This window comes from Pirellulales bacterium (assembly GCA_019636335.1).
Classification (GTDB): domain Bacteria; phylum Planctomycetota; class Planctomycetia; order Pirellulales; family JAEUIK01; genus JAHBXR01.
Window position 1 is genome coordinate 36,579 of sequence record JAHBXR010000016.1, and the last position, 24,761, is coordinate 61,339.

General features: G+C 63.7%; 18 protein-coding genes. 12 read left to right on the forward strand and 6 right to left on the reverse strand.

The genetic code is table 11. The annotated features are described in order from the left end of the window. Positions 1 to 56 precede the first annotated feature (56 nt). The 7 genes from KF708_15915 (at position 57) to KF708_15945 (ending at position 13,296) form a co-directional block, all read left to right on the forward strand. Positions 57 to 1,646 carry a glycerophosphodiester phosphodiesterase family protein gene (locus tag KF708_15915; protein MBX3414175.1) on the forward strand — a complete coding sequence of 530 codons (1,590 nt, stop codon included), beginning with the start codon at positions 57 to 59 and terminating at the stop codon, positions 1,644 to 1,646. Positions 1,647 to 2,016: 370 nt separating this feature from the next. After that, the gene (locus KF708_15920) at positions 2,017 to 4,143 is read left to right on the forward strand and encodes a PDZ domain-containing protein (GenBank protein ID MBX3414176.1); all 2,127 of its coding nucleotides are present in this window, start codon (positions 2,017 to 2,019) and stop codon (positions 4,141 to 4,143) included. Between the two features lie 75 nt (positions 4,144 to 4,218). Continuing rightward, on the forward strand, positions 4,219 to 5,046 hold the full coding sequence (locus tag KF708_15925) for a trypsin-like peptidase domain-containing protein (GenBank protein ID MBX3414177.1): 828 nt from the start codon (positions 4,219 to 4,221) through the stop codon (positions 5,044 to 5,046). 176 nt (positions 5,047 to 5,222) lie between these two features. Further along, positions 5,223 to 8,561 carry a transglutaminase family protein gene (locus tag KF708_15930; protein MBX3414178.1) on the forward strand — a complete coding sequence of 1,113 codons (3,339 nt, stop codon included), beginning with the start codon at positions 5,223 to 5,225 and terminating at the stop codon, positions 8,559 to 8,561. Beyond that, on the forward strand, positions 8,558 to 11,119 hold the full coding sequence (locus KF708_15935) for a circularly permuted type 2 ATP-grasp protein (protein MBX3414179.1): 2,562 nt from the start codon (positions 8,558 to 8,560) through the stop codon (positions 11,117 to 11,119). Before KF708_15930 ends, KF708_15935 begins: the two co-directional genes overlap by 4 nt. 7 nt (positions 11,120 to 11,126) lie before the next feature. Continuing rightward, positions 11,127 to 12,017, forward strand: coding sequence for a transglutaminase family protein (locus KF708_15940; protein MBX3414180.1), 891 nt, complete (start codon positions 11,127 to 11,129; stop codon positions 12,015 to 12,017). A gap of 121 nt (positions 12,018 to 12,138) precedes the next feature. Further along, positions 12,139 to 13,296 carry an alpha-hydroxy-acid oxidizing protein gene (locus KF708_15945; protein MBX3414181.1) on the forward strand — a complete coding sequence of 386 codons (1,158 nt, stop codon included), beginning with the start codon at positions 12,139 to 12,141 and terminating at the stop codon, positions 13,294 to 13,296. Between the two features lie 133 nt (positions 13,297 to 13,429). Here the strand turns inward: KF708_15945 and KF708_15950 are convergent, their stop codons facing one another. After that, positions 13,430 to 13,831, reverse strand: coding sequence for a helix-turn-helix transcriptional regulator (locus KF708_15950; protein ID MBX3414182.1), 402 nt, complete (start codon positions 13,829 to 13,831; stop codon positions 13,430 to 13,432). 165 nt (positions 13,832 to 13,996) lie between these two features. Here KF708_15950 and KF708_15955 point away from each other — a divergent pair, with 165 nt between their 5' ends. Further along, positions 13,997 to 14,254 carry a hypothetical protein gene (locus KF708_15955; GenBank protein MBX3414183.1) on the forward strand — a complete coding sequence of 86 codons (258 nt, stop codon included), beginning with the start codon at positions 13,997 to 13,999 and terminating at the stop codon, positions 14,252 to 14,254. Between the two features lie 40 nt (positions 14,255 to 14,294). Here KF708_15955 and katG read toward each other — a convergent pair whose 3' ends face one another. After that, the gene (gene katG, locus KF708_15960; GenBank protein ID MBX3414184.1) at positions 14,295 to 16,478 is read right to left on the reverse strand and encodes a catalase/peroxidase HPI; all 2,184 of its coding nucleotides are present in this window, start codon (positions 16,476 to 16,478) and stop codon (positions 14,295 to 14,297) included. Between the two features lie 355 nt (positions 16,479 to 16,833). On the opposite strand from katG, the gene KF708_15965 reads away from it, so the two are divergent. Further along, on the forward strand, positions 16,834 to 18,537 hold the full coding sequence (locus tag KF708_15965; protein MBX3414185.1) for a potassium channel protein: 1,704 nt from the start codon (positions 16,834 to 16,836) through the stop codon (positions 18,535 to 18,537). Positions 18,538 to 18,656: 119 nt separating this feature from the next. Here KF708_15965 and KF708_15970 read toward each other — a convergent pair whose 3' ends face one another. From KF708_15970 to KF708_15985, 4 genes are all read right to left on the reverse strand, one after another. After that, the gene (locus KF708_15970; GenBank protein MBX3414186.1) at positions 18,657 to 19,406 is read right to left on the reverse strand and encodes a cyanophycinase; all 750 of its coding nucleotides are present in this window, start codon (positions 19,404 to 19,406) and stop codon (positions 18,657 to 18,659) included. Between the two features lie 218 nt (positions 19,407 to 19,624). Continuing rightward, positions 19,625 to 20,386, reverse strand: coding sequence for an SDR family oxidoreductase (locus tag KF708_15975; protein ID MBX3414187.1), 762 nt, complete (start codon positions 20,384 to 20,386; stop codon positions 19,625 to 19,627). 171 nt (positions 20,387 to 20,557) lie between these two features. After that, the gene (gene sigJ / locus KF708_15980) at positions 20,558 to 21,403 is read right to left on the reverse strand and encodes an RNA polymerase sigma factor SigJ (GenBank protein ID MBX3414188.1); all 846 of its coding nucleotides are present in this window, start codon (positions 21,401 to 21,403) and stop codon (positions 20,558 to 20,560) included. Between the two features lie 49 nt (positions 21,404 to 21,452). After that, a complete protein-coding gene (locus tag KF708_15985) occupies positions 21,453 to 21,902 on the reverse strand; it encodes a cupin domain-containing protein (GenBank protein MBX3414189.1) in 450 nt (149 codons plus the stop codon). 262 nt (positions 21,903 to 22,164) lie between these two features. Between KF708_15985 and KF708_15990 the strand changes: the two genes are divergently transcribed. The 3 genes from KF708_15990 to KF708_16000 are packed head-to-tail and all read left to right on the forward strand — an operon-like array spanning position 22,165 to position 24,728. Next, entirely contained in the window at positions 22,165 to 22,785 is a 621-nt protein-coding gene (locus KF708_15990) for a hypothetical protein (protein MBX3414190.1), read from the forward strand. Further along, positions 22,769 to 23,164: a transcriptional regulator gene (locus KF708_15995; protein ID MBX3414191.1), complete on the forward strand. Its 396-nt coding sequence runs from the start codon at positions 22,769 to 22,771 to the stop codon at positions 23,162 to 23,164. Before KF708_15990 ends, KF708_15995 begins: the two co-directional genes overlap by 17 nt. Before the next feature lie 52 nt (positions 23,165 to 23,216). Further along, positions 23,217 to 24,728, forward strand: a complete 1,512-nt coding sequence (locus tag KF708_16000; GenBank protein MBX3414192.1) for a B12-binding domain-containing radical SAM protein — start codon at positions 23,217 to 23,219, stop codon at positions 24,726 to 24,728. Positions 24,729 to 24,761 lie beyond the last annotated feature (33 nt).

A 24,761-nucleotide genomic window follows, 5' to 3' on the forward strand; every position in this document is an offset into this window, starting at 1 on the left:
AGGAAAGCGACTCCCCGCCCCTTTTTCTTGCGCGTCCACGAGGCAGACTGGTGGGCATGAAAGAACGCCTACCGCATCTCGTGTTGGTCGTCGCGGCATCGGTTTATGGGATCGCCCCCCTGTCGTCGGCGCGAACCTTCGCTGCCGAGGCATCATCCGCGCCATCACGTTTCTTTCAACCAGTACAGCCGCCGCGTCCCTTCCAGGTGATGGTGCATCGCGGCATTGCCGAGGCAGCGCCGGAAAACACGCGCCCGGCGATCGAGATGGCCATCGAGGATGGCCTCGAATGGGTCGAGATCGACGTGCGGCTCACCGCCGATGGACAGCACGTGCTGTTTCACGACGACCGGCTCGATGGCAAGACGAATGGCCGGGGGAGCGTGGCCGAAAAAACGCTCGCCGAGTTGCAATCGCTCGATGCCGGTTCGTGGTTCGCGCCGCGCTATGCCGGCACGCGGCTGTTGTCTCTGCCCGAGGCGCTCGCCCTCGCCAAGGGACGCGTGAATTACTATCTCGACGCCAAGAGCTTTGATCCGGCGCGGCTGGTCAATGAGATCCGCAGTACGGGCATGGAAGAGCAGGTCGTCGTCTATGCCGCCTTAGAACAGCTTCGACGCGTGCGCAAAGCATCCGATGGCAAAGTCGCCACGATGTGCAAGTGGCGTCCTGGGAACGAGGTTGCCGCGCTCAAGGCGGGCATCGCGCCGGCGATCGTCGAGATCGATGCCAACGAGGTGACGCCGGAGATCTGCCGACAGTTTCACGAGCAGAGGATTCAGGTGCAGGCCAAGGTGCTTGGCCCGTGGGATCGAGTGGCGGTCTGGTCGCGCATGCTCGACGCTGGCGTCGATTATCTGCAAACCGATCGCCCGGGCGAGATTCTCGCCCTGCACCTCGCACGACTGTACGGCGAGGGTCCGCGGCCGGTGCTGATGACGTGCCATCGCGGGGCGTCGCGCTACGCGCCGGAGAACACGCTGGCGGCGATCGAGCGCGCCATCGTGCTGGGGGCGGATTACGTCGAGATCGACGTCCGCACGACGTCCGACGGCCGACAGTTCCTATTGCACGACAGCGCCCTCGACCGCACCACGAGTGGCCAAGGGGCCATTCGCGGCACCGACTCCGCCACCGTCGCGCAGCTCGACGCCGGCAGTTGGTTCGGCAAACCGTATGCGGGGCAAAAAGTGCCCACGCTCGACGCCGTCCTGGAAGCGAGCGGCGGCAAGATCGGCATCTATTTCGACGCCAAGGAGATTACCCCCGAGGTACTCGTGACGTCGCTGCGCGCCCACGATCTCGTCGCGCGGACGATCGTCTTTCAAGGGCCAGGTTACTTGAACAAGGTGTGGCAGCTCGAGCCAGGCCTGAGGTTGCTGGCTCCGCTCGTCTCGAAGAATTCGCTCGAGCCGATGGCCAAGAAGCTGACGCCGCACGCTGTCGACGTCGGCTGGAAGGATCTCTCCGCCGAGTTGATCGAGCGCTGTCACACGCTCGGCATCAAGGTCTACGCCGACGCCCCGGACGAGGCGACCGTGGCTGATTACCTGCGGGCGATCGACTGGAAGATCGACCAGATCCAGACGGATCAGCCCCTGCGCTTGATGCGGGCGATGGAGTTGCGAGCAACTGCGACCAATTGAGTTCTCCCCCAACGATGGCCGCAGGCGAGACATTGCCACCGCGGATCGTTGCCGGTCCTCACGCAGCCTTCCAACACGATCTGGCCCGCGTCGAGTTGGGCGATGAGCGTCTCCTCGAAGGCGGGAAGGCCGTAAAGGATCTTAGCAACCCGCGGTTCGCCGCATTTTACGCACGATTCCGGTCGCTCTGACTTCATGGCTTCGCTCCTGCGGTTCGCCGCGTCGCATGGGTGGAAGAATCATACACTTTGTACGTCGAGAAATGGTTCATATAGCTAGAGTTGGCAACCCACCCTAGAATGGCGGCCTGGGTAAAGGGCGTGGACTTTGCGACCGTTGATCGAGATCTATCAGAGGGTGGAACGTGACCATGAAGCTACGAGTCTCCTACTTGCGATGCGCCTGGATGGTCGCCGCATTGGCCATCTGCGGTGGGGTCGCGTATTCCGAAGAGACCGCTCCCAGCTCGGCGACCGACGAGTTGTCGATCGTACGTTCCGAGCTGCGTAGCGTCATTCAGGACGCACGCAGCAAGGTCTTTCCGGCGCTGGTAAATATCCAGCTCGTGACGACGATGTACGCCGGCGGCAAGGAGATTCGCTCGCGCTCCGTCGGCAGCGGCACGATCGTCGATTCCGCGGGTCACGTGCTTACGAATCAGCACGTGACGAATCGCGGTCGCCGGTTTCGCTGCACGCTTTACGATCGCCGCGAAGTTCCGGCGACGCTGGTGGGAGAAGATCCCCTCACGGACTTGGCGGTGCTAAAGCTCGATCTCGAAGCGTTAGGCACCGACGCCTCGAAGTTGACCGTGGCCACGATCGGCGACTCGTCGCAGATCGAGATCGGGGACTTCGTGATGGCAATGGGGAGCCCGCTGGCATTGTCGCGTTCGGTCACGTTGGGCATCGTGTCGAACACCGAGCGGGTCTTCGCCGGTGGATTGATCGACGACAATAGCGATGCGATGGAGCTCAGCCCCGGTCAGCGCACCGGCCTGTTTACGCGCTGGATTCAGCACGACGCGTTGATTCAGCCCGGCAACTCGGGGGGCCCGCTGGTCAATCTCCGCGGCGAGATCATCGGCGTGAACGAGTTGGGGGGCAACCAGATCGGCTTTGCCATTCCGAGCAATCTGGCGAAGCAGGTACTCGAGGCGATCGTCTCCCATGGTGAAGTGACGCGCAGTTGGCTGGGGGTCGCCCTGCGCCCGATCGACAAGACCGGCTACGAGCGCGGCGTGCTCGTCAATTCGATCGTGACGGGCTCGCCGGCGGCGCGGGGGGGCCTCAAGCCGGGGGATGTCCTGGTCGAGCTCGACGGCCTGGCCGTCACGGTACGCTTCGCCGAGGAGATCCCGCTTTTGATGCAGAAGATCGCTGACCGACCCGTGGGGACGGAGTTGGCGGCGAAGTATCTGCGCGACGGCAGCGAGCATGAAACGCGCATCGTCACGGCCAAGCTTGAAAAAGATCTCGGTCAAGAAGAAGAGCTGCGAGGTTGGGGCATGACCGCGATCGAGATTACCGCGTTGGCAGCGTTGCAGCGCCGGCTTACCACGACCGATGGCGTGCTCATTACCGGCGTGCGCGGCGGTGGTAGCGCGGCCAGCGCACGCCCCCCGCTGGGAACGGCCGATGTGTTGCGGGCCATCGACGGCAAGCCCGTCAAGAACATGAGTGACTTGCTGGCCATCTACGAAGAGCTATCCAAACGCGAACCGGCGCCCGAGAAGATTCTGATCGAGTTCGAACGACGGGGGGACAACTACGTCACGGTGCTCGAGCCGGCGGAAGACAAGGAACAGCCGGAACCACCGCGTTCGCTGCCCAAGGCCTGGCTCGGCGTGGCGGTTCAACCATTGCTGGCGGACCTGGCCACGCTGATGAACTTGAAAGAGCCGGGATTCCGCGTCACGCAGGTCTATCCCGGCACGACCGCCGCCACGGCGGGCTTACAAGTAGGAGACGTCATCACGCAACTCAACGGCCGCAAGGTGGCGCCGCGGCGTCCCGAAGATGCCGGGTTGTTCCAGCGAGAGCTGCGCGCCCTCGACATCGGAGAAAAGGCCGCATTGACTCTGTTGCGCCAGGGCGAGCCGCTCGAGATCGAGGTGGCACTCGAGGCGAGCCGCACCCTGCCGGACGAAACGCGCCGCGAGCACAACGGCGATTTCGATCTGCTGGTCCGCGAAATTACATTCTTCGACCGGGTCGAGCATCGCTGGGACGACGACGTCCGGGGCGTCATTGTGTTGAGTGCCGAGCCGGCCGGTTGGGCCGGGCTGGCCGGGGTGTCTGCCGGCGATCTGATCCAGAAGATCGGCGAATCGCCGGTCACGGATGTGGCCACCTTCCGTCAGGCGCTTGACAAGACGGCCGATCAAAAGCCGCCGCGGGTGGTGTTCGAGATTCTGCGCGGCGTGCAGACGCGTTTTCAATTCGCGGAACCAGAATGGGATCCGCTCGGCAAGGAAGAAACCACGAGCGACAAGTAGCTCATAACCAGGGAGAGTGACATGCCGTTGGGCCGTACTGTGCGTGGACGCATTTTCGCAAGCGTATGTCTTGCCGTGGCGATTTCGCTGGCAGGCGCGCCTGCCGCGGCCGACGATGCTGCCGAGCTGAAGGGCTTGCTCGACGCCAAGTCGAGCAGCATCGTCACCCTCAAGACGGTGGTGCAAATGCGCATCGGCGGACGGGGCGCCGGCAACGAGCAGGAGATCGAATCCGAGGTCGCCGGCGCGATGATCTCGCCCGAGGGACTGGTGATCTGCTCGAACATGCAGCTCAGCGGGCCGGCCAGCGCCGTACGGCGCATGCTGGGGGGGAACATGCCCGGGCTGAACATCAGCTCGGATGTGACGAGCGTCAAAGTCGTGCTGGGGCCCGACGATGAAGAGCTCGACGCGAAGATCCTCGCTCGCGACGAGGATCTCGATCTTGCCTGGGTGCAAGTCGAAAAGCCCGAGAAGTCATTCGACGCAATCGATCTGAAGAAGTCGGCCGAGGCGGAACTCGGCGAGCGCCTGGTCGGCGTGCGCCGCATGGGCAAGATGTTCGATCGCACTCCCGTAGTGGCTCTGGCCACGGTCGTTGGTCACTTGGACCGACCGCGGACCTTGCTGGTACCGCAGGAAGAATTGACGCCGCTGATCGGGTTGCCGGTCTTTAATCGAACGGGCGACCTCGTGGGGATCGTCGTCACGCAACTGCCCGAGGCCGGCGACGCAGCCGGGGGCGCGAATCCCATGACCGCCCTGCTGAGCATGGCTTCCTCGATGCAGGAAGGCCTCACCGGCTTAATCCTGCCGGCGGCGCAGGTGCTGCGCGCGACGGAACGCGCCCAGGCGGGGGACGGCGAAAGTGAAAAGCCATCTGAAGAGGCGGCAGCGCAGTAGAACCGCCAGCGCATTCAGTATCACAAACTCTAATTGAAGCGTGCGCGCGGGTCTGCTCCGCCGCGTGTCCCGCTCGTTTCCTTGCTGCGCGCGAGCCGATGATCGGCTATACTCGCTCATGACAATCAGCAGGCGGGTCATGAACGCACAGTTACGAACACCCCACCGGGCGAACCATGGCCATTCGTGTCGCGTTGCATCACCAGACTCGCTACGACTATGACCGCGAAGTTCTTCTTTCTCCTCAAATAATCCGTCTGCGACCGGCGCCGCACAGTCGCACACCGATCCTGAGCTACTCGCTACACGTCGAACCGGACGAGCGGTTCGAAAACTGGCAGCAAGATCCGCACGGCAATTTCCTGGCGCGGTTCGTCTTTCCCAAGCCGACGCATGCGTTTCGCATTACGGTCGATTTGATCGCCGAGTTGACGGTGATCAACCCGTTCGACTTCTTCGTCGAATCGTCGGCCGATGAGTTTCCGTTCGTTTACGAGCCCTGGCTCGCGCGCGAGCTGCGTCCTTATCTCGAGACGGAGCCGGTCGGTCCCCAGTTGTCCACGCTGCTCGCCTCGATCGATCGGCGGCGCCGCAACACGGTCGATTTTCTCGTCGACTTGAATCAACGGCTGCAAGAGGCGATCCAGTACACGATTCGCCTCGAGCCGGGCGTGCAGACTTGTGAAGAAACGCTCGCGCGCGCCTCGGGCTCGTGCCGCGACTCGGCCTGGCTGCTGGTGCAGATTCTGCGCAACCTGGGGCTCGCCGCGCGATTCGTGTCGGGCTACCTGATTCAACTCGTTCCCGACGTGAAGCCGCTCGATGGTCCCGCCGGCGCGCCGCAGGACTTCACCGATCTGCACGCCTGGACCGAGGTTTACGTGCCCGGCGCGGGCTGGATCGGCTTCGATCCCACGTCGGGCCTGTTGGCCGGCGAGGGTCATATCCCGCTGGCCTGCACGCCCGAGCCGGCGAGCGCCGCCCCGATCACCGGCGCGGTCGAGAAGTGCGAGTGCGAGTTTCATCACACGATGTCGGTCTCGCGAGTACACGAGGATCCGCGCGTTACGAAACCGTACCGCGACACGGAATGGGCCACGATCGAGGCGCTCGGGCACGCGATCGACAAACGTCTCGAGAAGCACGACGTGCGGCTCACCATGGGGGGGGAACCGACCTTCGTGTCGATCGACGACATGGACGGAGCCGAGTGGAACGTGGCGGCGGTGGGCCCGATGAAGCGCAAGCTGTCGGAGCAATTGATTCGCCGCCTGCAAAAGCTCTTCGCACCGAACGCGTTGTTGCACTTCGGTCAGGGGAAGTGGTATCCCGGCGAGCCGCTGCCGCGGTGGGCGCTGGCCTGTTATTGGCGTGCCGACGGACAGCCCGTATGGGAAGACGCCGAGCTCATTGCCCGCGAGGGAGAAAAGTACGGCCACAAGGCCGAGGACGCGGCCAAGTTCGTGCATCAACTGGCCGAAGAACTGAACGTCGAGGCGGGCTGGGCCGTGCCGGCATATGAGGATATCTGGCACTATCTCGCGAAAGAGCGGCGGCTGCCGAACAACGTCGATCCGCGCGACTCGAAGCTCGAAAGCGCCGAAGACCGCGCCCGCCTGGCGCAAGTGTTCGAGCGTGGACTGGGCGAGGCGGTGGGGTTCGTGCTGCCGCTCGAGCGTCAGTGGTGGCAGGGCAAGGCCCGCTGGCGCAGCGGACCGTGGCCGGTGCGCAGCGATGCTCTGTTTCTATTGCCGGGCGATTCGCCCATCGGGTTGCGTCTGCCGCTCGATTCGCTGCCGCACGTCGAGGCGGGAGACCGGCGATACTTCGGCCCGCTCGACCCCACGGCGCCACGTGCTTCGCTCCCCGATTACCCTGGACGCGCTCGGCAACCTCGCTTGCAGCCGGTCGATTCCGCGGAAACTGCCGCGCGGCGTCGCGAGCAGCACAAGCTCAGGGCGGCGACGCCCGATACCACGCCGACGGAAGTGATTCGCACGGCGCTCTGTGTCGAGCCGCGCGACGGCACGCTTCACGTGTTCATGCCGCCGGTCGAACGTCTGGAAGACTATCTCGATCTCGTGGGCGCGATCGAGGCGACTGCCAAGGAACTCGAGACACCGGTCGTGGTCGAGGGCTACCCGCCGCCGGCCGACTATCGCCTGGGGAACTTCAAGGTGACGCCCGATCCTGGGGTGATCGAAGTCAACACACCTCCCGCGCGCGATTGGGATGAGCTGGTGCGCATCACCACCTCGCTGTACGAGGAAGCGCGACAGACACGACTCGGCACCGAAAAGTTCGCCTACGACGGCAAGCATACGGGCACGGGTGGGGGCAACCACGTGGTGCTCGGCGGACCGACTCCGCTCGACAGCCCCTTCTTGCGCCGGCCCGACTTGCTGCGTAGCTTGATCGGCTACTGGAACAATCATCCGGCGCTTTCGTACCTGTTCTCCGGCGCGTTTATCGGACCGACGAGCCAGGCGCCGCGGGTCGACGAAGGTCGGCGCGATGCGATCTTCGAACTGGAGCTCGCCTTCGCGCAAGTGCCGGAGCCGAAGCTCGCCTCGGGCTTCGAGTGTCCGCCCTGGATGGTGGATCGCCTGTTCCGCAACCTGCTCACCGATCTGACGGGCAACACGCATCGCGCGGAGTTTTGCATCGACAAGCTCTACTCGCCCGACAGCTCGAGCGGGCGACTCGGGCTGGTCGAATTCCGCGCCTTCGAAATGCCGCCGCACGCGCGGATGAGCCTGACGCAGCAGCTTCTATTGCGGGCGCTGGTGGCGAGGTTCTGGGAAGAGCCGTATCGCGCCAGGCTCGTGCGTTGGGGCACAACGTTGCACGATCGCTACCTGTTGCCCTATTTTGTCGAACGAGACTTCGGCGACGTGATCGAAGAGACAAGACGGGCAGGATTTCCGCTTTCTGCGGCCTGGTTTGCCCCCCATTTTGAGTTCCGATTCCCTCACATTGGGACGATTGTGCATGACGGTGTTGAGCTAGAATTGAGACAAGCGATCGAGCCCTGGTACGTGCTGGGCGAAGAGCCTGGCGCCGGTGGCACGGCGCGCTATGTCGACTCGTCGGTCGAACGACTCCAAGTCAGGGTGAAGGGCATGACGTCCACGCGCCACGCGATCGCTTGCAATGGTCGGCGCGTGCCGCTGCACCCGACGGGAGTCGAGGGAGAGTTCGTGGCGGCCGTGCGCTATCGCGCCTGGCAACCGCCGAGCTGCCTGCACCCGATGATTGGCATTCACACGCCGCTCGTTTTCGACATCGTGGATCTGTGGCACGAGCGCAGCCTGGGGGGCTGCACCTACCACGTGGCACATCCCGGTGGCCGCAATTACACCACATCACCCGTCAACGCCTACGAGGCCGAGAGTCGCCGCGCCGCACGCTTTTTTCCCACGGGGCATACCGGGGGGCATCTCTCGCTCGCCGACGAACGTCCTTGTCCTGAGTATCCGTTGACGCTCGACCTACGCCGCAATCCCACCGCATGAAGACACCCCTGGCGACTTCCACTGAACCTGCCGGCGGCATGCTGGCCGGCTATGCTCCGCCAGAGGGAGAGTTCGATGAATTGTACGCGGCCACTGGGACGGTTCGTCCGCATTGGCGCGCCCTGGCCGATTCGCTGGCCAAGGTGGGGCCCGAAGAGTTTGCGCGCCGCCGCGATCAGGCCCTGCGACACATCGCGGAAAATGGCGTCACGTACAACGCCTTTGGCGATCCTGGCGAGACGGCACGGCCGTGGGATCTCGACCTGTTGCCCGTAGCGCTGGCGGCCGACGAGTGGCGTGCGATCAGCGCGGGGCTCGTGCAGCGTGCGAAGCTGCTCAATCGCGTGCTGGCCGACCTGTATGGCCCACAGCGCTTGCTCTCCGAAGGGTTGGTCCCGGCCGAACTCTTGTTCGAGCATCCCGGCTTCCATCGCGAGTTGCACGGTCAGCGTCACGCGCACGACCTTTACCTGCACATGTACGCCGCCGATTTGGCGCGTTCGGCCGATGGTCGTTGGTGGGTCGTGTCCGATCAGACCGATGCCCCGCTGGGCGCAGGCTATGCGCTCGAGAATCGCATCGTTGTTTCGCGCATGTTGCCCGAGGTGATTCGCGCCTGCCAGGTGCAACGGCACGCGCCGTTCTTCATGGCCCTGCAACAGACGCTGCGCGAGCTGGCGCCCGAGCGGCGCGAGAATCCGCGGATTGTGCTGTTGAGCCAGGGTCCGGCGAGCGCGCACTACTTCGAGGACGCGTACCTGGCGCGGTATATGGGCTATACGCTGGTCGAGACGGGAGATCTCGCCGTGCGGCACGATCGCGTGCTGCTGAAGACGCTGGCCGGTCTGCTGCCGGTGGACGTGATCTTGCGGCGTATGAGCGACGGGCTGGCCGATCCGCTCGAGCTGGGCGGCGATTCGATGCTGGGCGTGCCAGGACTGATCGAAGCGGTGCGCGCGGGGCACGTAGCCGTGGCGAATGCGCTCGGCAGCTCGCTGGTCGAATCGCCCGCCTTCATGTCGTACTTGCCGAGTCTCTGCCGCGCCCTCATGGGAGACGAGCTGCAATTGCCTTCGGTGGCCACCTGGTGGTGCGGCGATGCGGCGGCGCGGCAACACGTGTTGGCGAATCTCGACGCCCTGGCACTGCGCCCGGCCTACCGAGCCACGGGCGCCCGCGCCGCCGAATATGCCCGCAATGCACGACCGACCAACGATCTGATCGAGGCGATCGAACGGCATCCCTCCCGCTTTATCGGCCAGGAAGACGTCACGCGTTCGACGGCCCCTACATGGTCGAACGCGGGTCTGCGGCCGACGCACGTGGCGCTGCGCGTGTTCCTCGTGGCAACCGAGAACTCGTACATTGCCCTGCCGGGGGGATTGGTGCGCGTCTCGCGCGATCCGGCGCAGTTGGACCGTTCGGTACTCGGCGGCGACGGCAGCAAGGACGTGTGGGTGCCCGCCGAAGGCCCCGTGCGCGAGGTAAGCCTGCTCCATCCGCCTGGCCAGCAGCTCGAGCTGCGCCGTAGCGAGGCGGAACTTCCTAGCCGCGTGGCCGACAACCTCTTCTGGCTCGGCCGGCAGATCGAACGTGCGGACGGCACGTGCCGCCTGCTGCGGACGATTCTAACCAGGCTGACGAGCGAACACGACGTCGCCACGATGACCGAACTCGATCCGCTGCTCCGCTGCCTGGCGGCACAGGGACAGCTCGAGCCGGGTTTCGTCATCGAAGGGATCCGGCAGCAACTGCCCGCGATCGAACGCGTATTGCCGGCGGCGATCTTCGATCCATCGCTCGGCGCGAGCCTGTCGGCGACGCTGGCATCGATGCATCGCGTCGGCTCGCTGGTGCGCGATCGGATCTCGATCGACTGCTGGCGGATCATTCACCGCGTCCACGGCGAGACGCAGCACCTTGCCAGCCGGCTCAGCGTGAGCCTGAGCGAGATCCTGGTGCTCGTGAACCGCGTGGTGATCGACCTGGCGGCGTTTGCCGGCATGGTCGACGAAAGCATGACGCGGACGCAGGGCTGGCGTTTCCTCGATATTGGCCGGCGGATGGAGCGCGCCCTGCACATCATCGCGCTCGCACAAAACATGCTGATCGATGTCGATCCGCAGGATGGCCGCGTGTTCGAGGCCTTCCTCGAAGTGGCCGACAGCCTAATGACCTATCGTTCGCGCTATCTGGCGACGCTGCAGCCGGCGCCGGTGCTCGACCTGGTGCTGACCGACGAGACGAACCCGCGCTCGGTGGTGTTCCAGTTGATGACGCTGGCCGATCACGTCGATCGTCTGCCGCGCGAGCGGAGTCAGCCGTTGCGTGGTCCGGAACAGCGGATCGTTACCAATTTGCTGGCGGCCATTCGCACGGTCGACATCGAGACGCTGCGCCGGCTTCCGCACCGGAGCGAGCGAACGAAGCTCGACCAGTTGCTCGGTCGCATGGCCGAGCAACTGCCGCGTCTATCGGACCTGATCGCGCACAAGTACCTGGTACACGCGGGCACGCCGCGCCAGTTGGCCGAAGGTCGCACGGAAGAGAACCTCTGAGCTTGCTATGAATTACCACGTGCGCCATTCGACGACGTACGACTACCACGAGCTGGTGGCGGTCTGCCAGAACGTGGTGCATCTGGCGCCGCGGCCCGTACGGTGGCAGATCTGCCATCGGCATCGGCTGGTGGTGCGTCCGGCGCCGGCCACGATGCGTCGGCGGAACGATTATTTCGGCAACCCGGTGACTCATTTCGCGATTCACGAGGGACACCGCAAGCTAACGATCACCTCGATCAGCCAGGTCGAAGTGCGTCCGCGCCCCGTGCTCGATCCGGCCGACTCTCTGGCGTGGGAAACGGTGCGCGATGCGATGCCGAGCGACCGCACTTCGCTGGGGCTCGATACGTATCAGTTTTGCTTTGATTCGCCGCGCATCCCGCGAGGCTTGAACCTGGCCGAGTACGCGCTCGAGTCGTTCCGACCGCGGCGGCCGATCCTCGAGGCAGCCCTCAATTTCAACTCGCGGATCTTCCACGACTTCTCGTTCGACCCGCACGCGACGACCGTCTGCACGCCGCTCGACGAGGTCTTCGAAACGCGACGCGGCGTCTGTCAGGATCTGGCCCACGTGGCGGTGGGATGCTTGCGATCGATCGGGCTGGCGGCGCGGTATGTCAGCGGTTACCTGCGCACGATTCCTCCGCCGGGCAAGCCGCGTCTCGTGGGGGCCGACGTCTCGCACGCCTGGCTGGCCCTGTACTGCGGACCGCTCGGCTGGATCGACTTCGATCCAACCAACGAGAAGCTGGCCGACACCGACCACATCACCGTGGGCTGGGGACGCGACTACAACGACGTCTGCCCGATCAATGGCATGTTCATCGGTGGCGGTCAGCACGCCATGCACGTCTCGGTCGACGTCGAGCCGATCGAAGAGAACGGCGTCGAGTAGCCCCTCTCGGGGAGCGACCGGCCACCAGCAGGCGTGATTTTTGGAGGGGGATTCGCCGAGCCGGCAGGTTTACAACCGCCAGGTAGGTGTTGCTATTCCGCGAGTATAGGAGGCCCGTTCGGTGGCATTTTCCGACTATCAGAACGAGATCTACTTCAATGGCCTGCGCGGCGTCTTGTCGAAATTGCCCGTCGATATAGCCTCGCTCGAACGCATGGCGGTGGCGGCCTGGTCGGATGCAATCGTCTCTTACGTGCAGGGTGGCTGCGGCGACGAACGCACGCAAGATCTGAACGTGACGGCGTTCGAACGCTGGGGCTTGATCCCGCGCATGATGGTCGACGCGACGGTCCGCGACCTGTCGATTGAACTATGCGGCATGAAGCTGCCCACGCCGCTGCTGATGGCGCCGATCGGCGTGTTGGGCATTTGCGCGCAAGACGGTCACGGCGATCTGGCCGTGGCCCGAGCCGCGGCTCGGACGGGCGTGCCGATGATCGCGTCGACGTTGTCGGTCGATCCGCTCGAAAAGTTGGTGCCCGAGTTTGGCGACACACCCGGCTTCTTTCAGCTCTATACGCCCACGGATCAGGGAGTCGCGGAAAGCTTCGTCCACCGGGCGGAGCAGGCGGGGTTCAAGGCGCTGGTCGTCACGCTCGATACCTGGATCGCTGGCTGGCGGCCGCGGGATTTGAATCGTTCGAGCTTTCCTCAATTGCGGGGGCACTGCCTGGCCAACTACTGGGTCGATCCCGTGTTTCGCTCGCGACTGTCGAAGCCCCCAGAGGAGGATCCCACCACGGCGATCATGTTTTGGGCCAGCATCTTCGGCAAAGCGTTGACGTGGGATGATCTGCCGTGGCTGCGCTCGCTGACCAAGCTGCCCATTCTGTTGAAGGGAATTTGCCACCCGGACGACGTCCGCCGCGCGATCGATGGTGGAGTCGACGGCATTTATTGCTCGACCCACGGCGGTCGTCAGGCCAATGGCGGCGTGGGCTGTCTGGACATGCTGCCGGCGGTCGTCCAGGCGGCGGGGAGCACGCCTGTGGTGTTCGATTCGGGGGTGCGCTCGGGAGCCGACGTGATCAAGGCCATCGCCCTGGGTGCGAGAGCCGTGGGGATCGGCCGCCCCTACTCCTGGGGTCTGGCCCTCGACGGCACCGCCGGAGTGGTACACGTGCTGCGCTGCCTGCTGGCAGAATCGGATCTGCTGATGGCCGTGGACGGATATCCGAAGCTGTCGGATTTGACGCCGGAGGCGTTGATGCGGGTGTAGGGAGCTTTTTACTGGAGTGGGGTGGGGCGGCCTTTAACCCAGGCAGTGTCTGGAAGAATCTTTTTCCCAGGCGTCGGAGGATTCCCGCATTCCCTTGGGGCCCGCCGCGCGTTGCCTTGCGGAACGGCACGAATCACTTGCCAACCAGGCGGCGTGCTGGCTTCGACTTCGATGGCTTCTTGGCCCCGGTATAGGCATCCTTCTGCTCGCTGCCGACGCCTCGTTCTGCTGATTCCTGGGCGGCAATCACCGTGGAAATAACCTTCTGCAGGCTGTGCATGAAATCGGTGGCGGCCTTGTTCGTCCCGATCTTGCGAGAGCCGAGAATGGCGAGGCATGCTACAGGCACATCCAGTGCCTCTGCCAGTGCGTTCAACGTGTCGACCGAAACGAAGCGTTTTCCCTGCTCGATGAGGGCAATCGAATTTCCGCCTTTGGACAGACCGGCAGTCTCGGCAAGCTGAACTTGCGTCAGGCCACGAGCAAGTCGAACTCGTTTGATCGCAGCACCCAGCGTTTCCTTTTCAATTGCCACGGCACACGCTCCTTTCTCGATCCGCCCCACGAGAGCTAGCTATTCTGCGAAGCCTCATCAATCGCCTGGAGGTCTTCCCAGGCAGTGGCCACAAATTTGAGCACCTTGTTCAATTCACCTGGACCACGACTCCTGACGCGCTCACGAATCGTGTAGCGTTGATTCATGCAACCGAACATCTATTTCGCGAGCTTCTTCGATTGGTCGGACGTCAATGACTTGGTTACGATCAGTCGCAGACAGCTTCGCCCGGCTTCGTCCAGCGCGGTCATCGTCGTTCATTTGGAACTGCGGATAGGTTTTGTTGCCACGCATTCCCGCAAGATGTCGAAACGATTACGACATAAGTTTCGTGCGGCGACTCACCTCGTTCTGGCCCCGGCAGCAGTGGTGAGCCTGCCGCCGGAACCGATTGTTTGCTGAGCGCGGGCTGTCTTTTCTGGTAGCCGCGGCGGCGATTCCGCTACTGCGCCAGATCGAACCGATCCAAGTCCATCACCTTCGCCCAGGCGGCGACGAAGTCGTCGATAAACTTCTGTTGCGCGTCGGAGCTGCCGTAGACTTCGCTTACCGCTCTTAATTGCGAGTTGGAGCCGAAGACGAGGTCGACCCGCGTGGCGGTCCATTTCAATTCGTCCGACTTACGGTCGCGGCCTTCAAACAGGTCGGCCTCGGGCGTGACGGGCTTCCACTCGGTGTGCATATCGAGCAGGTTGACGAAGAAGTCGTTCGTCAACGATTCCGGTCGCGTCGTGAAGACGCCCGGCTGCGCCTCGCCGTAGTTGGTCTTCAGCACGCGCATACCGCCGATGAGCACGGTCATCTCCGGCGCCGTCAACGTGAGGAGCTGCGCCTTGTCGATGAGCAAGGCCTCGGCGGGAATCGTGTACCTGGTCTTGAGATAATTGCGGAAGCCGTCGGCGATCGGCTCGAGCACCTCGAACGACTCGACGTCGGTCTGTTCCTGCGTGGCGTCCATGCGGCCGGGGGAGAAGGGGACCGAGATGTCGTGGCCGGCGTTCTGGGCGGCTTTTTCCACACCGGCGTTGCCGGCCAGCACGATAAGATCGGCCAGCGAGATCTTTTTGCCACCCGCGGCAGACTTGTTGAAGGCGCTCTGAATGCCCGCGAGGGTCTCGAGCACCTTGGCGAGCTGCGCCGGCTCGTTCACCTCCCAGTCCTTTTGCGGAGCGAGACGAATGCGGGCGCCATTGGCGCCGCCACGTTTGTCGGAACCGCGGAACGTGGAGGCCGAGGCCCAGGCCGTCGTGACCAATTCCGATACGGAGAGGCCGGAGGCGAGGATCTTCGCTTTGAGCGCGGCGATGTCCTGCGCGTCGACCAGCGGATGATCGACCGCGGGAATGGGGTCCTGCCAGATCAGCTCTTCGGCGGGGACCTCGGGGCCCAGGTACCGGGCGCGCGGGCCCATGTCGCGGTGGGTCAGCTTGAACCACGCCCGGGCAAAGGCGTCGGCGAACTCGTCCGGGTTCTCCATGAAGCGGCGCGAGATCTTCTCGTACGCCGGGTCGAAACGAAGCGCAAGATCGGTGGTGAACATCGAGGGAGCGATGCGTTTCGACTTGTCGTGTGCGTGGGGGACGGTGCCGGCGCCGGCGCCATTCTTGGGGGTCCACTGGTGCGCTCCAGCGGGGCTCTTGGTGAGTTCCCATTCGAAGCTGAACAGGTTCCAGAAGAAGTTGTTGCTCCACTTGGTGGGGGTCGAGGTCCAGGTGACTTCGAGGCCGCTAGTGATGGCATCGGCGCCGACGCCGGTGCCAAAGCTGTTGCGCCAGCCGAGCCCTTGCTCGTCGAGACCGGCGGCCTCGGGCTCGGGGCCCACGTTCGAGGCGGGACCGGCGCCGTGCGTCTTGCCGAAGGTATGACCGCCGGCGATCAGGGCCACGGTTTCCTCGTCGTTCATCGCCATGCGGCCGAAGGTCTCGCGGATGTCGCGCGCGGCGGCGATGGGATCGGGGTTGCCGTTGGGTCCCTCGGGGTTCACGTAGATGAGGCCCATCTGCACGGCGGCCAGCGGGTTTTCGAGCAGGCGATCGCCCGTATAGCGTTTGTCGCCGAGCCAGGTGGTCTCGGCGCCCCAGTAGACGTCTTGATCGGGCTCCCAGACGTCTTCGCGTCCGCCGCCGAAGCCGAAGGTCTTGAAGCCCATCGTTTCGAGGGCGACATTGCCGGTGAGGATGATAAGATCGGCCCAGGAGAGCTTGCGACCGTATTTCTGCTTGACGGGCCAGAGGAGGCGCCGCGCCTTGTCGAGGCTCACATTGTCGGGCCAACTGTTGAGCGGAGCGAAGCGCTGCTGTCCACGGCCCCCACCCCCACGACCATCGCTCGTGCGGTAGGTGCCGGCGCTGTGCCAGGCCATACGAATAAAGAGGGGCCCGTAGTGGCCGAAGTCCGCCGGCCACCAGTCTTGCGAGTCATGCATCACGGCGGCGATGTCTTTTTTGAGCGCCGCGAAGTCGAGCGACTTGAACTCGGCGGCGTAATCAAAATCGTGACCCAGGGGGTTGGACTTGTTCGAGTGCTGTCGCAGCAACTCGACCTTGATTTGATTCGGCCACCAGTCACGGTTCGACGTGCCGCCGCCGGCGGTATGTTCGATAGGGCATTGGGCTGCGTTCGACATGCGTGTTTCTCCCTGAGCGACGCAAGCAAAGGTTGGATCGCGCGAATCGCGAAGACGGGACTCCCTGTGGGTGGAATCGTACCGCGACGGGGACGGGGCGGCAAATTATTGTGGGGCAGGGGAGTGGCGCCGCCGCTCGACTCCAGGTGAAACACGTGCGGTGGATCGACCTTGAGGGATGCACAGGGGAGGGGACCGTGGGAAGTGGGCCGGCGCGGAAATCGCCGTTGGTGCGCCGTCTGCGGTCGTGGTGGGTGTTGTAGACTTACCGAGGGTTTCGACGGCTGAACGGGTACCTGCCTCGCTCCGGCCGTCGATCAAGATTGCTCCCAACGCGCGAAGAACGGCTACCAGGATGCTTAAAGCCCTACCCTCGATCATGGGACAACTCGCCAGCCGCAAGGGTCAGCACAACGTGCGCGTGTTGGGCAAACTGCTGCTGGCATTCGTGCTGTTGGTAGTCGTCTTCAGCGTGTTGTTCCAACTTATCATGCGTTGGGAGGGGCAAACTCATAGTTGGATGGCGGGCATCTACTGGACGCTGGTGGTCATGTCGACCCTCGGCTTCGGCGACATCACGTTCACGAGCGACGTGGGGCGACTCTTCTCGATCGTCGTGTTGCTCTCGGGAACGGTCTTCCTGCTGATTCTGCTCCCGTTCACGTTCATCCAGTTTTTCTTCGTGCCCTGGATGGAGGCACAGGCGGCTGCCCGAGCGCCGCGCAAGTTGCCCAAGGAGACGGAGGGGCACGTCGTACTCACGGCGCTGGGACCAGTCGATGCGGCACTGATTCGTCACTTGCAGCGGTCCGAGATTCCCTATGTGGTGGTGTGCCCCGATCTGACCGAGGCCCTGCTGTTGCACGATCAGGGCTACCGTGTCATGGTCGGCGATCTCGACGACCCTGAGACGTATCGACGTCTGCAGGTGGAGAAGGCCGAGTTGATCGCTGCCACGCGTTCGGACATGAACAATGCGAACGTGGCATTTACGGTGCGCGAGATCTCGGAGACGGTGCCGATCGTGGCCACGGCCTCGTTCCCGGCGTCGGTCGACATTCTCGAATTCGCCGGCTGCAATCGCGTATTGCAGTTGGGCGAGATGCTCGGGCAATCGCTGGCGCGGCGGATCCTGGGACGCGACGCCAAGAGCCACGTGATCGGTCAGTTCGGCGACCTGCTGGTGGCTGAAGCGGCGGCGACGGGTACGCCACTGGTGGGGCGCACGCTGGCAGATATTCGCCTGCGCGAGCATGCCAATGTGAACGTCGTGGGAGTTTGGAATCGGGGGCGTTTCCAGATCGCCGGGCCACAAACGGTCATCCACGACACCTCCGTGCTGGTGCTGGCCGGCTCGCGAGCACAATTGAACAACTACGACGAGTTGTTCTGCATCTACAAGCCGACCCTGGGGCATGTGGTCATCATCGGCGGTGGCCGGGTCGGAAGGGCCACGGCCAAGACGCTCGAGACGGAAGGGATCGATTTTCGCATCGTCGAGCGGTCTCCCGAGCGCGTGCGATTGCTGGAAAACTCCGTGCTGGGGGACGCGGCCGAGATCGAGGTCTTACAGCGGGCGGGCATCCTAGAGGCCTCGGCTGTCGTCGTCACCACCCACGACGACGATATGAATGTCTACCTCACGATCTACTGCCGCAAGCTGCGGCCCGACATCCAGATCCTCGGTCGAGCCACGGTCGAGCGCAATATCTCGACGCTCCATCGGGCGGGCGCGGACTTCGTGCTGTCGTACGCGTCGATCGGCGCGAACATTCTCTTCAACCTGCTGCAACGCATGGATACGCTCTTGCTGGCCGAGGGCCTGAATGTGTTCCGCCTGCCGATTCCACGCGGCATGGCCGGTCGCTCGCTGGCCGAATCGCAGGTTCGCGAGTCGACGGGCTGCAACGTGATCGCCGTGGTTCACGACGGCCAGATGGATATCAATCCCGCCGGCCACGAACCTTTGCCGACAGGGGCAGAACTGATCGTGATCGGCGACGCGGAGGCAGAGCAGCGGTTCGTCGAGCGATTTCCTCGCAACAACCAGTCGGCTTGAGCCGTGACGACTGGGGAGAAGGCAGACGCGACGAGTCCGAATGGGTGACTTACGAGCGTAGGTGAAAAGGGACTCTTATCGCTCGGCAACGGGAGGAGCGTTGCCACGGTCGGGGGTGTCTACTCTCCGAGCAAGCTAAAGGAATCGCCGGCGCGGTATTTCTGCACGGCAACGGCGTCGGGACCTGTCTTGGCCGACACGACCGTGACCGAGGCGCCCCCCAGGACGCGGCATTCGCCGCGCCGAAAGACGATGGCCGTGGTTTCGTCGATGCCGACACCGACGCGGCCGGGATGTTCGCGCACGGCGTGCAGCAGGCGGCCAAATCGATCGCGCTGCGAGAAATGCTGATCGACGATCGAGTCGGGGAGCAGGTCGAGCCCGGTCGCCAGTTTGGGAACGGCACGGCCAGATTGAATCATGACGCGCGATTGAATCGCGGCGCCGGCCGAGGTCCCCCCGACGACACCGCCCCGGTGAAACAAATCGACGATGGCCCGTTCGGTCGCCGTCCCCAGGTAGGTTTCGGCCAGACGCGATTGCTGACCACCGCGGATCCAGACGGCCGTGGCTTCGCTCAAGGGAGCGACGAATTCCGGAGTGTCGGCCTGGCGGGAATCGCGGGTATGTAGCAGCGAAACGCTCTTCAAACCGCGATCGACCCAATGGCGCAGAATCTCGGCTTCCGCGTCGACATCGCGGTCGCTGCCGGCCGTGGGGATAACCACCAAGCGTCCCTCGCTACCACCGGCAAGTTCGACGAAGTGGGCAAGAATCTGATCGGGTAACGTGCCACCGCCACACACCAACAGGCTACCCGCCGGCACATGGGCCATCGGCACGGGCACTGCCGGCTGCGGGATGGACATCTCTTCACCGGACGCTTCGCAAGCGAACACGAAGGCGAAGAACAACAGCGCACTAGACGGATGATGGCGAACGATATTACTGACCTCCGGCGGTGCGATTGTAGTCACACCGCCGGATCGCGACAAACTTTTGCCCGATTGGAGGGCATTTTTTCGCGATTTTGTCGGAGGAGTACACGAACAGCATCCGCGTTCCATCCATCGCTGGCCCCACAGCTTTACGGCGCACATTGCACCTGCGAGCGTCCGAGCCAGTCGGCGAAGCGCGTGGCCCCCAGGCGAGCTTCGTCCGTCGGGACGAGACTCTGATCGTCCACGGGCGTGCCGAAGTAGCCCGCCCGCGTATCGGTCACGACTTCGCGCGGATCGTGCTTGGCGCGGAACCATTGTCGCACCAACTCGTCCATGGCGATCTTCTCGGGTCCGGCGATGTCGATCGTCGCGTTGCGCGGCGCCGCCGTGGCGACATCGGCCAACACGGCCACGACGTCGTCGGAGACGATCGGCTGCATCGAGGCCGAAGGAAGACGCACCGACTGTCCGTTGGCGGACGATTCGGCAATCGCGCCGACGAACTCGAAAAACTGCGTTGCGCGCACGATCGTGTAGGGAATGCCAGCAGCCTTGATGAGGTTCTCCTGGGCCAGCTTGGCGCGGAAATATCCACTAGCCAGCAGACGATCGGTGCCGACGACCGAGAGCGCCACGTGGTGTTGCACACGCGCGAGGACTTCGAAGACCAGCAGATGGCGCCCCGACGTCTCGAAGAACTCGAGCACAGCCTTGTCTTCGAACGAGGGTGAATTTGCCACGTCGACCACCACCTGCGCGCCGGCCAGTGCCTCGCCGAGCCCCTCGCACGTGATCGTGTTGACGCCTGAAGATGGAGATGCCGCCAGCACGTCGTGCCCCCGATCGCGAAGTTGCTGGCAGAGCTTTTTGCCAATCAGGCCACTGCCGCCGATAACGACGATTCTCATGGTTGACCTTTCTCGGACTGCCCCGACCAGGCAGCCCCTGAACTGGAGGAAGTGCGAATGGGTTAAGGTGTTGTTGCGGCAGGCGTTGCCGGCAACTCGCCGCGATCCGATACAGAGAGAGAATGTAAATCGGCAGATCGTCTTCCATCGCCGCTGCGACTTGTGCGTCGTCTAGTCGATGCTGGTGGTCGACCAACGGGCGAGCTTATCGGGGTTGACCGTGATGTAGACCGCCTTCACGCCTTGCTCGATTCGCAACGACACGACGTGTACTACGACGCCATGACGCGTGAAGACGACACCTGGCTTTCCGTTGACGGTCGCCGGACGCATGTCATCGTCGCGCCACTTCTTGTGCAACACGCCGGCCATGAAGCGCGCGGCACGGCTGCGTCCGCGAATGACCGTTCGAGCGGCGTACGTCTTGCCGCCGCCATCGGAGTAAACCTCGGCCTCGTCGGCAAACAATTGCTCGACCTGCTTCACGTCGCCGGCGCGGCAGGCGGCTACGAAGCGCTCGGCCAAACCGCGGGCCTCCTGGGGCGAGGGTTGATAGCGAGTTTTCTCGTTCAGCAGGTGCGCTTTTGCCCGGCTGACAATTTGCCGCACGTGCTGCTCGGACTTGCCCAGGATGTCGGCGATCTCGGCGTATTCGTAATCGAAGACCGTACGCAACAGGAAAGCGGCCCGCTCGTTCGGAGTGAGGCGTTCCAACATCAACAGAAAGCCCTGGCTGAGCGACTCGGCCAGATCTTGTTGGAGGGCACTCGTAGTATCGATCGGTTCGGGAACCCAGGGGCCGACGTACTTTTTGCGACGTTTGCAGGCGCGCAATTGATCGAGACAGCGGCGCGTCGTCGTGCGCACGAGAAAGCCCTCGGGCGACGTGACGTCCGCGGCCGTTTGCAACCGCAGGAAGGCATCTTGTACGGCATCTTCGGCATCGGCGACGCTGCCCAGCATGCGGTAAGCCACCGACATCATCCGCGGACGCAATGCTTCGAGATTGCAACTCATGGCGGAGTAACTCCGGGGATTTATCACCGGGATTCATTCTACCGTGGCGTCAGTGTTTGCCAGCGCGGCCGGGCGGATTCTCGTGTTCGGGAATGGCCACCTCCTTGGCATCGCGCGGATGAACGACGACGGCGATGAGGCGCGTCCGACTCTTGCTGCTCGGATTGCGTGACACACGGTGCAGGCACCCCGTGGGCTCATAGAAGGTTTCGCCCGCGTGGAAGATCTTCGTGGGCTGGTCGTCGATGCCCAATTCGTATTCTCCCTCGAGCACGTAGACGAAACCGGGGCCGGGATGTCGATGGGGCAGGCCAGCCTGGCCGGGTTCGATTGTGACTTCGACGACCGTGACGGCCGATGGTTTACCATCAAACCGCTCCTCGATCTCGTGCGAGGAAAGGACTTTCACCGCTTCGCCGTCTGTGTGTCGATGAGCGAAGGTGGTTCCACCAGCCACCAGCAGTAGGCCGATCGGCAACCATAGCGACTTGCGCAACATGATGTTCTCCTCGTGGCTTGCGAGCGAGCAGGACGGCTTGTTGACTGCCAGTCGCGGCCTCCGCCGGGTCTGTAGCAAGGACGCCTGGGGGCTCCGTTTTGTGACAGGGGATTTCGCTTCGCTAGCGCAGGGATTACCGGGGCCGGCTGGCCAGAGTTGAAAAGTGCGCAAGACCATTTGCTTGACGCGAGACTCACTTTGCACTACAAAGCACGCCGTCGACTGTCGGATCGCTGGCCTTCGTTTTTGCCGGGAGCCAACCATGTCGGAGCAGCTCATCACGCCGTCGCTGCAGGAGGCGCTCGCGCAGATCGGTGAGATCCGCGCGCAGATGACCGAGGCGACGGTGTTTCGTGGCTATCGAGCCTTGCCGGTGGCGGTAACGGGTGTACTAGGTCTGATGGCGGCAGTGGCCCAGGCTACGTGGATCCCAGATCCAGGACAGAACCTCGTCGAGTACACGATGTTGTGGGTCGGCGTAGCCGCCGTTAGCGTGGCGCTCGTGTTGCTGCAGTTGTTCGAGCGTTACCGGACGACCGACTCGAAGCTCGTGCGGCACGGCATCATCCAGGCGCTCGAAAAATTCGGGCCGTGCGTGTTGGCCGGGGCGCTCGTGACGCTGGCGATCTTGCGGTTCTCGCGCGAGACCGCACCGTTGCTACCCGGGCTGTGGGCCACGTTTTTCAGCCTGGGCATCTTCGCCTCGTGGCGCAACCTGCCGCGTCCCAGCCTGCTGATCGGCGCGTTCTATCTGCTGGCAGGCACGTTTCTGATTACCGCCGCGGGCAATGGTGATAGTTTGTCTCCTTACGGCATGGGGCAACTGGCGACGGCCGCGGTGCTGTACTTCACCCTGGAGCGAAACCATGGCCCGATCGAATAAAGCTCCGCAGCCGAGCGAGCGGAGGTCGGGGCGCTACGCCTACGAAGGGCTGCAGCGTCCCATCCACGAAAAGGCCCGGCTCGGCATCATGACGTCACTCGTGTCGCACGCCGATGGCCTGTCGTTCAACGACTTGAAAGTTCTCTGCGATCTGACGGATGGGAACTTGAATCGCCATCTCGAAGTGCTGCGCGAAGCGGGATTGATCTCCGTCGAGAAGGGCCAGTCGGGAGAACGGCGACAAACCTGGTGCCGCATGACGGACCGGGGGCAGGCGGAATTCGCCGCCTACCTGGCCGAACTGGAACGCGTGGTAGCCGACGCCGCCCAGACCGCGGCAGCCGCCAAGCGCCCCGGCATGGGATGGTCGCCCGCGTGAGGGACGAAAATTTTTTGAGCACATACTTTGCATAACAAAGCAAGGAGCCGCCATGCGTACGCGATGGATCCCGCGAGAAATGCGAGAGGCGCCGCGGCTCGACGCGTGGGGCGTAACCCCGCCGCCGGAGCCGAGGTTTGCCCTGCTGCTGAATCCGTTCTACCCCAAGGATCCGCACGCGAGCTTTGGCAAGCACGTGCTGACGCCGAGCCTGGCGCTGACGAGCATCGCGGCGAGCACGCCCCGCGATTGGCGCGTCGAGTATTGGGACGAGAATCTGCTGGCTGGCCCGCCCCCCTGCGATCCATTTCCGGAGGTGGTGGGGATCACCGTTCACCTGACCTTCGCCGAACGTGCTTATGAGCTGGCGGCGTGGTATCGGGCGCGCGGCGCGAAGGTGGTGCTCGGTGGCTTGCACGTGTTGTCATGCCCCGACGAGGCGACGCCGCACGCCGACGCTCTGGCCCTGAGCGAAGGGGTGCAGTTGTGGGGGCGCATTCTCGACGATGTGGCCGCCGGTCGCCTGCAAAAACTTTATCGCGGCGATTATCGACGACCTTACCGCGACGATCCCGCCCCGCGCCGCGATCTGCTGCCGCGGCGAAGCTTTCTGACGACGACCAGCCTGATCGCCACGCGCGGCTGCCACAACCGTTGCGGGTTCTGCTACCTGGCGACCGAGGGGCTGCACATGCCCTACCTGATGCGAGACGTGGAACAGATCGTCCATGAGTTCGAGGCGGACGATCAGCCGTACGCGGTGTTCGTCGACAATAACCTGGGCTCGCGGCCCGAATATCTGCGCGAGCTGTGCCAAGCGCTGCGCCCGTTGGACAAGATCTGGAGCGCCGCGGTCTCGATCGACGTGACCGATGATCCCACAATCGTGCGCGAGATGGCGCTGGCGGGCTGCACGGGCGTTTTCGTCGGCTTCGAGTCGCTCAGTGACGCGAACATCGCCGACGCGCGTAAGAAGAGTCCGCAGGCGGCCGACTATGCGCGACGCGTGGCCCTGCTGCACGACCACGGCATTCAGGTGAACGGCAGCTTCGTGCTGGGCTTCGATCACGACCGTCCGGACGTCTTTGCGCGGACGGTCGACTGGATCGAGCAAAACCGGCTGGAGTGTGCCACGTTCCACATCCTGACGCCTTACCCAGGCACGCCGCTGTTCGACACGATGGAACGCGAGGGTCGCTTGCTGCACAAGAACTGGTCGCTGTACGACACGGCGCACGTCGTGTTCCGCCCGCGCCATCTGAGTGAAGAGGAACTGGCGGAAGGATACGCGTGGTGCTACGAGCGTTTGTTCTCGCACCGCTCGATCTGGTCGCGTCGGCCGCGCGACGTACGGGCCGTTCTGCCGTATCTGGCGATGTCGTACTTGTACAAGCGTTCGAATCGCCTCTGGCACCTGCTGATACGAAATCAACTGACGGCGGCAACGTGGCGACCACTGGTGGAATGGACGCGCCGGCGACACGTGAAGTTCCGTCGGCGGCTGGCCGCGCAGGAACCAAATATCGTGACCACGCCTGGGACAGTTGTTTCGGCTGGCGTATAGTGCCTGGTAACCGTCCGACCACTGCGGTTACTT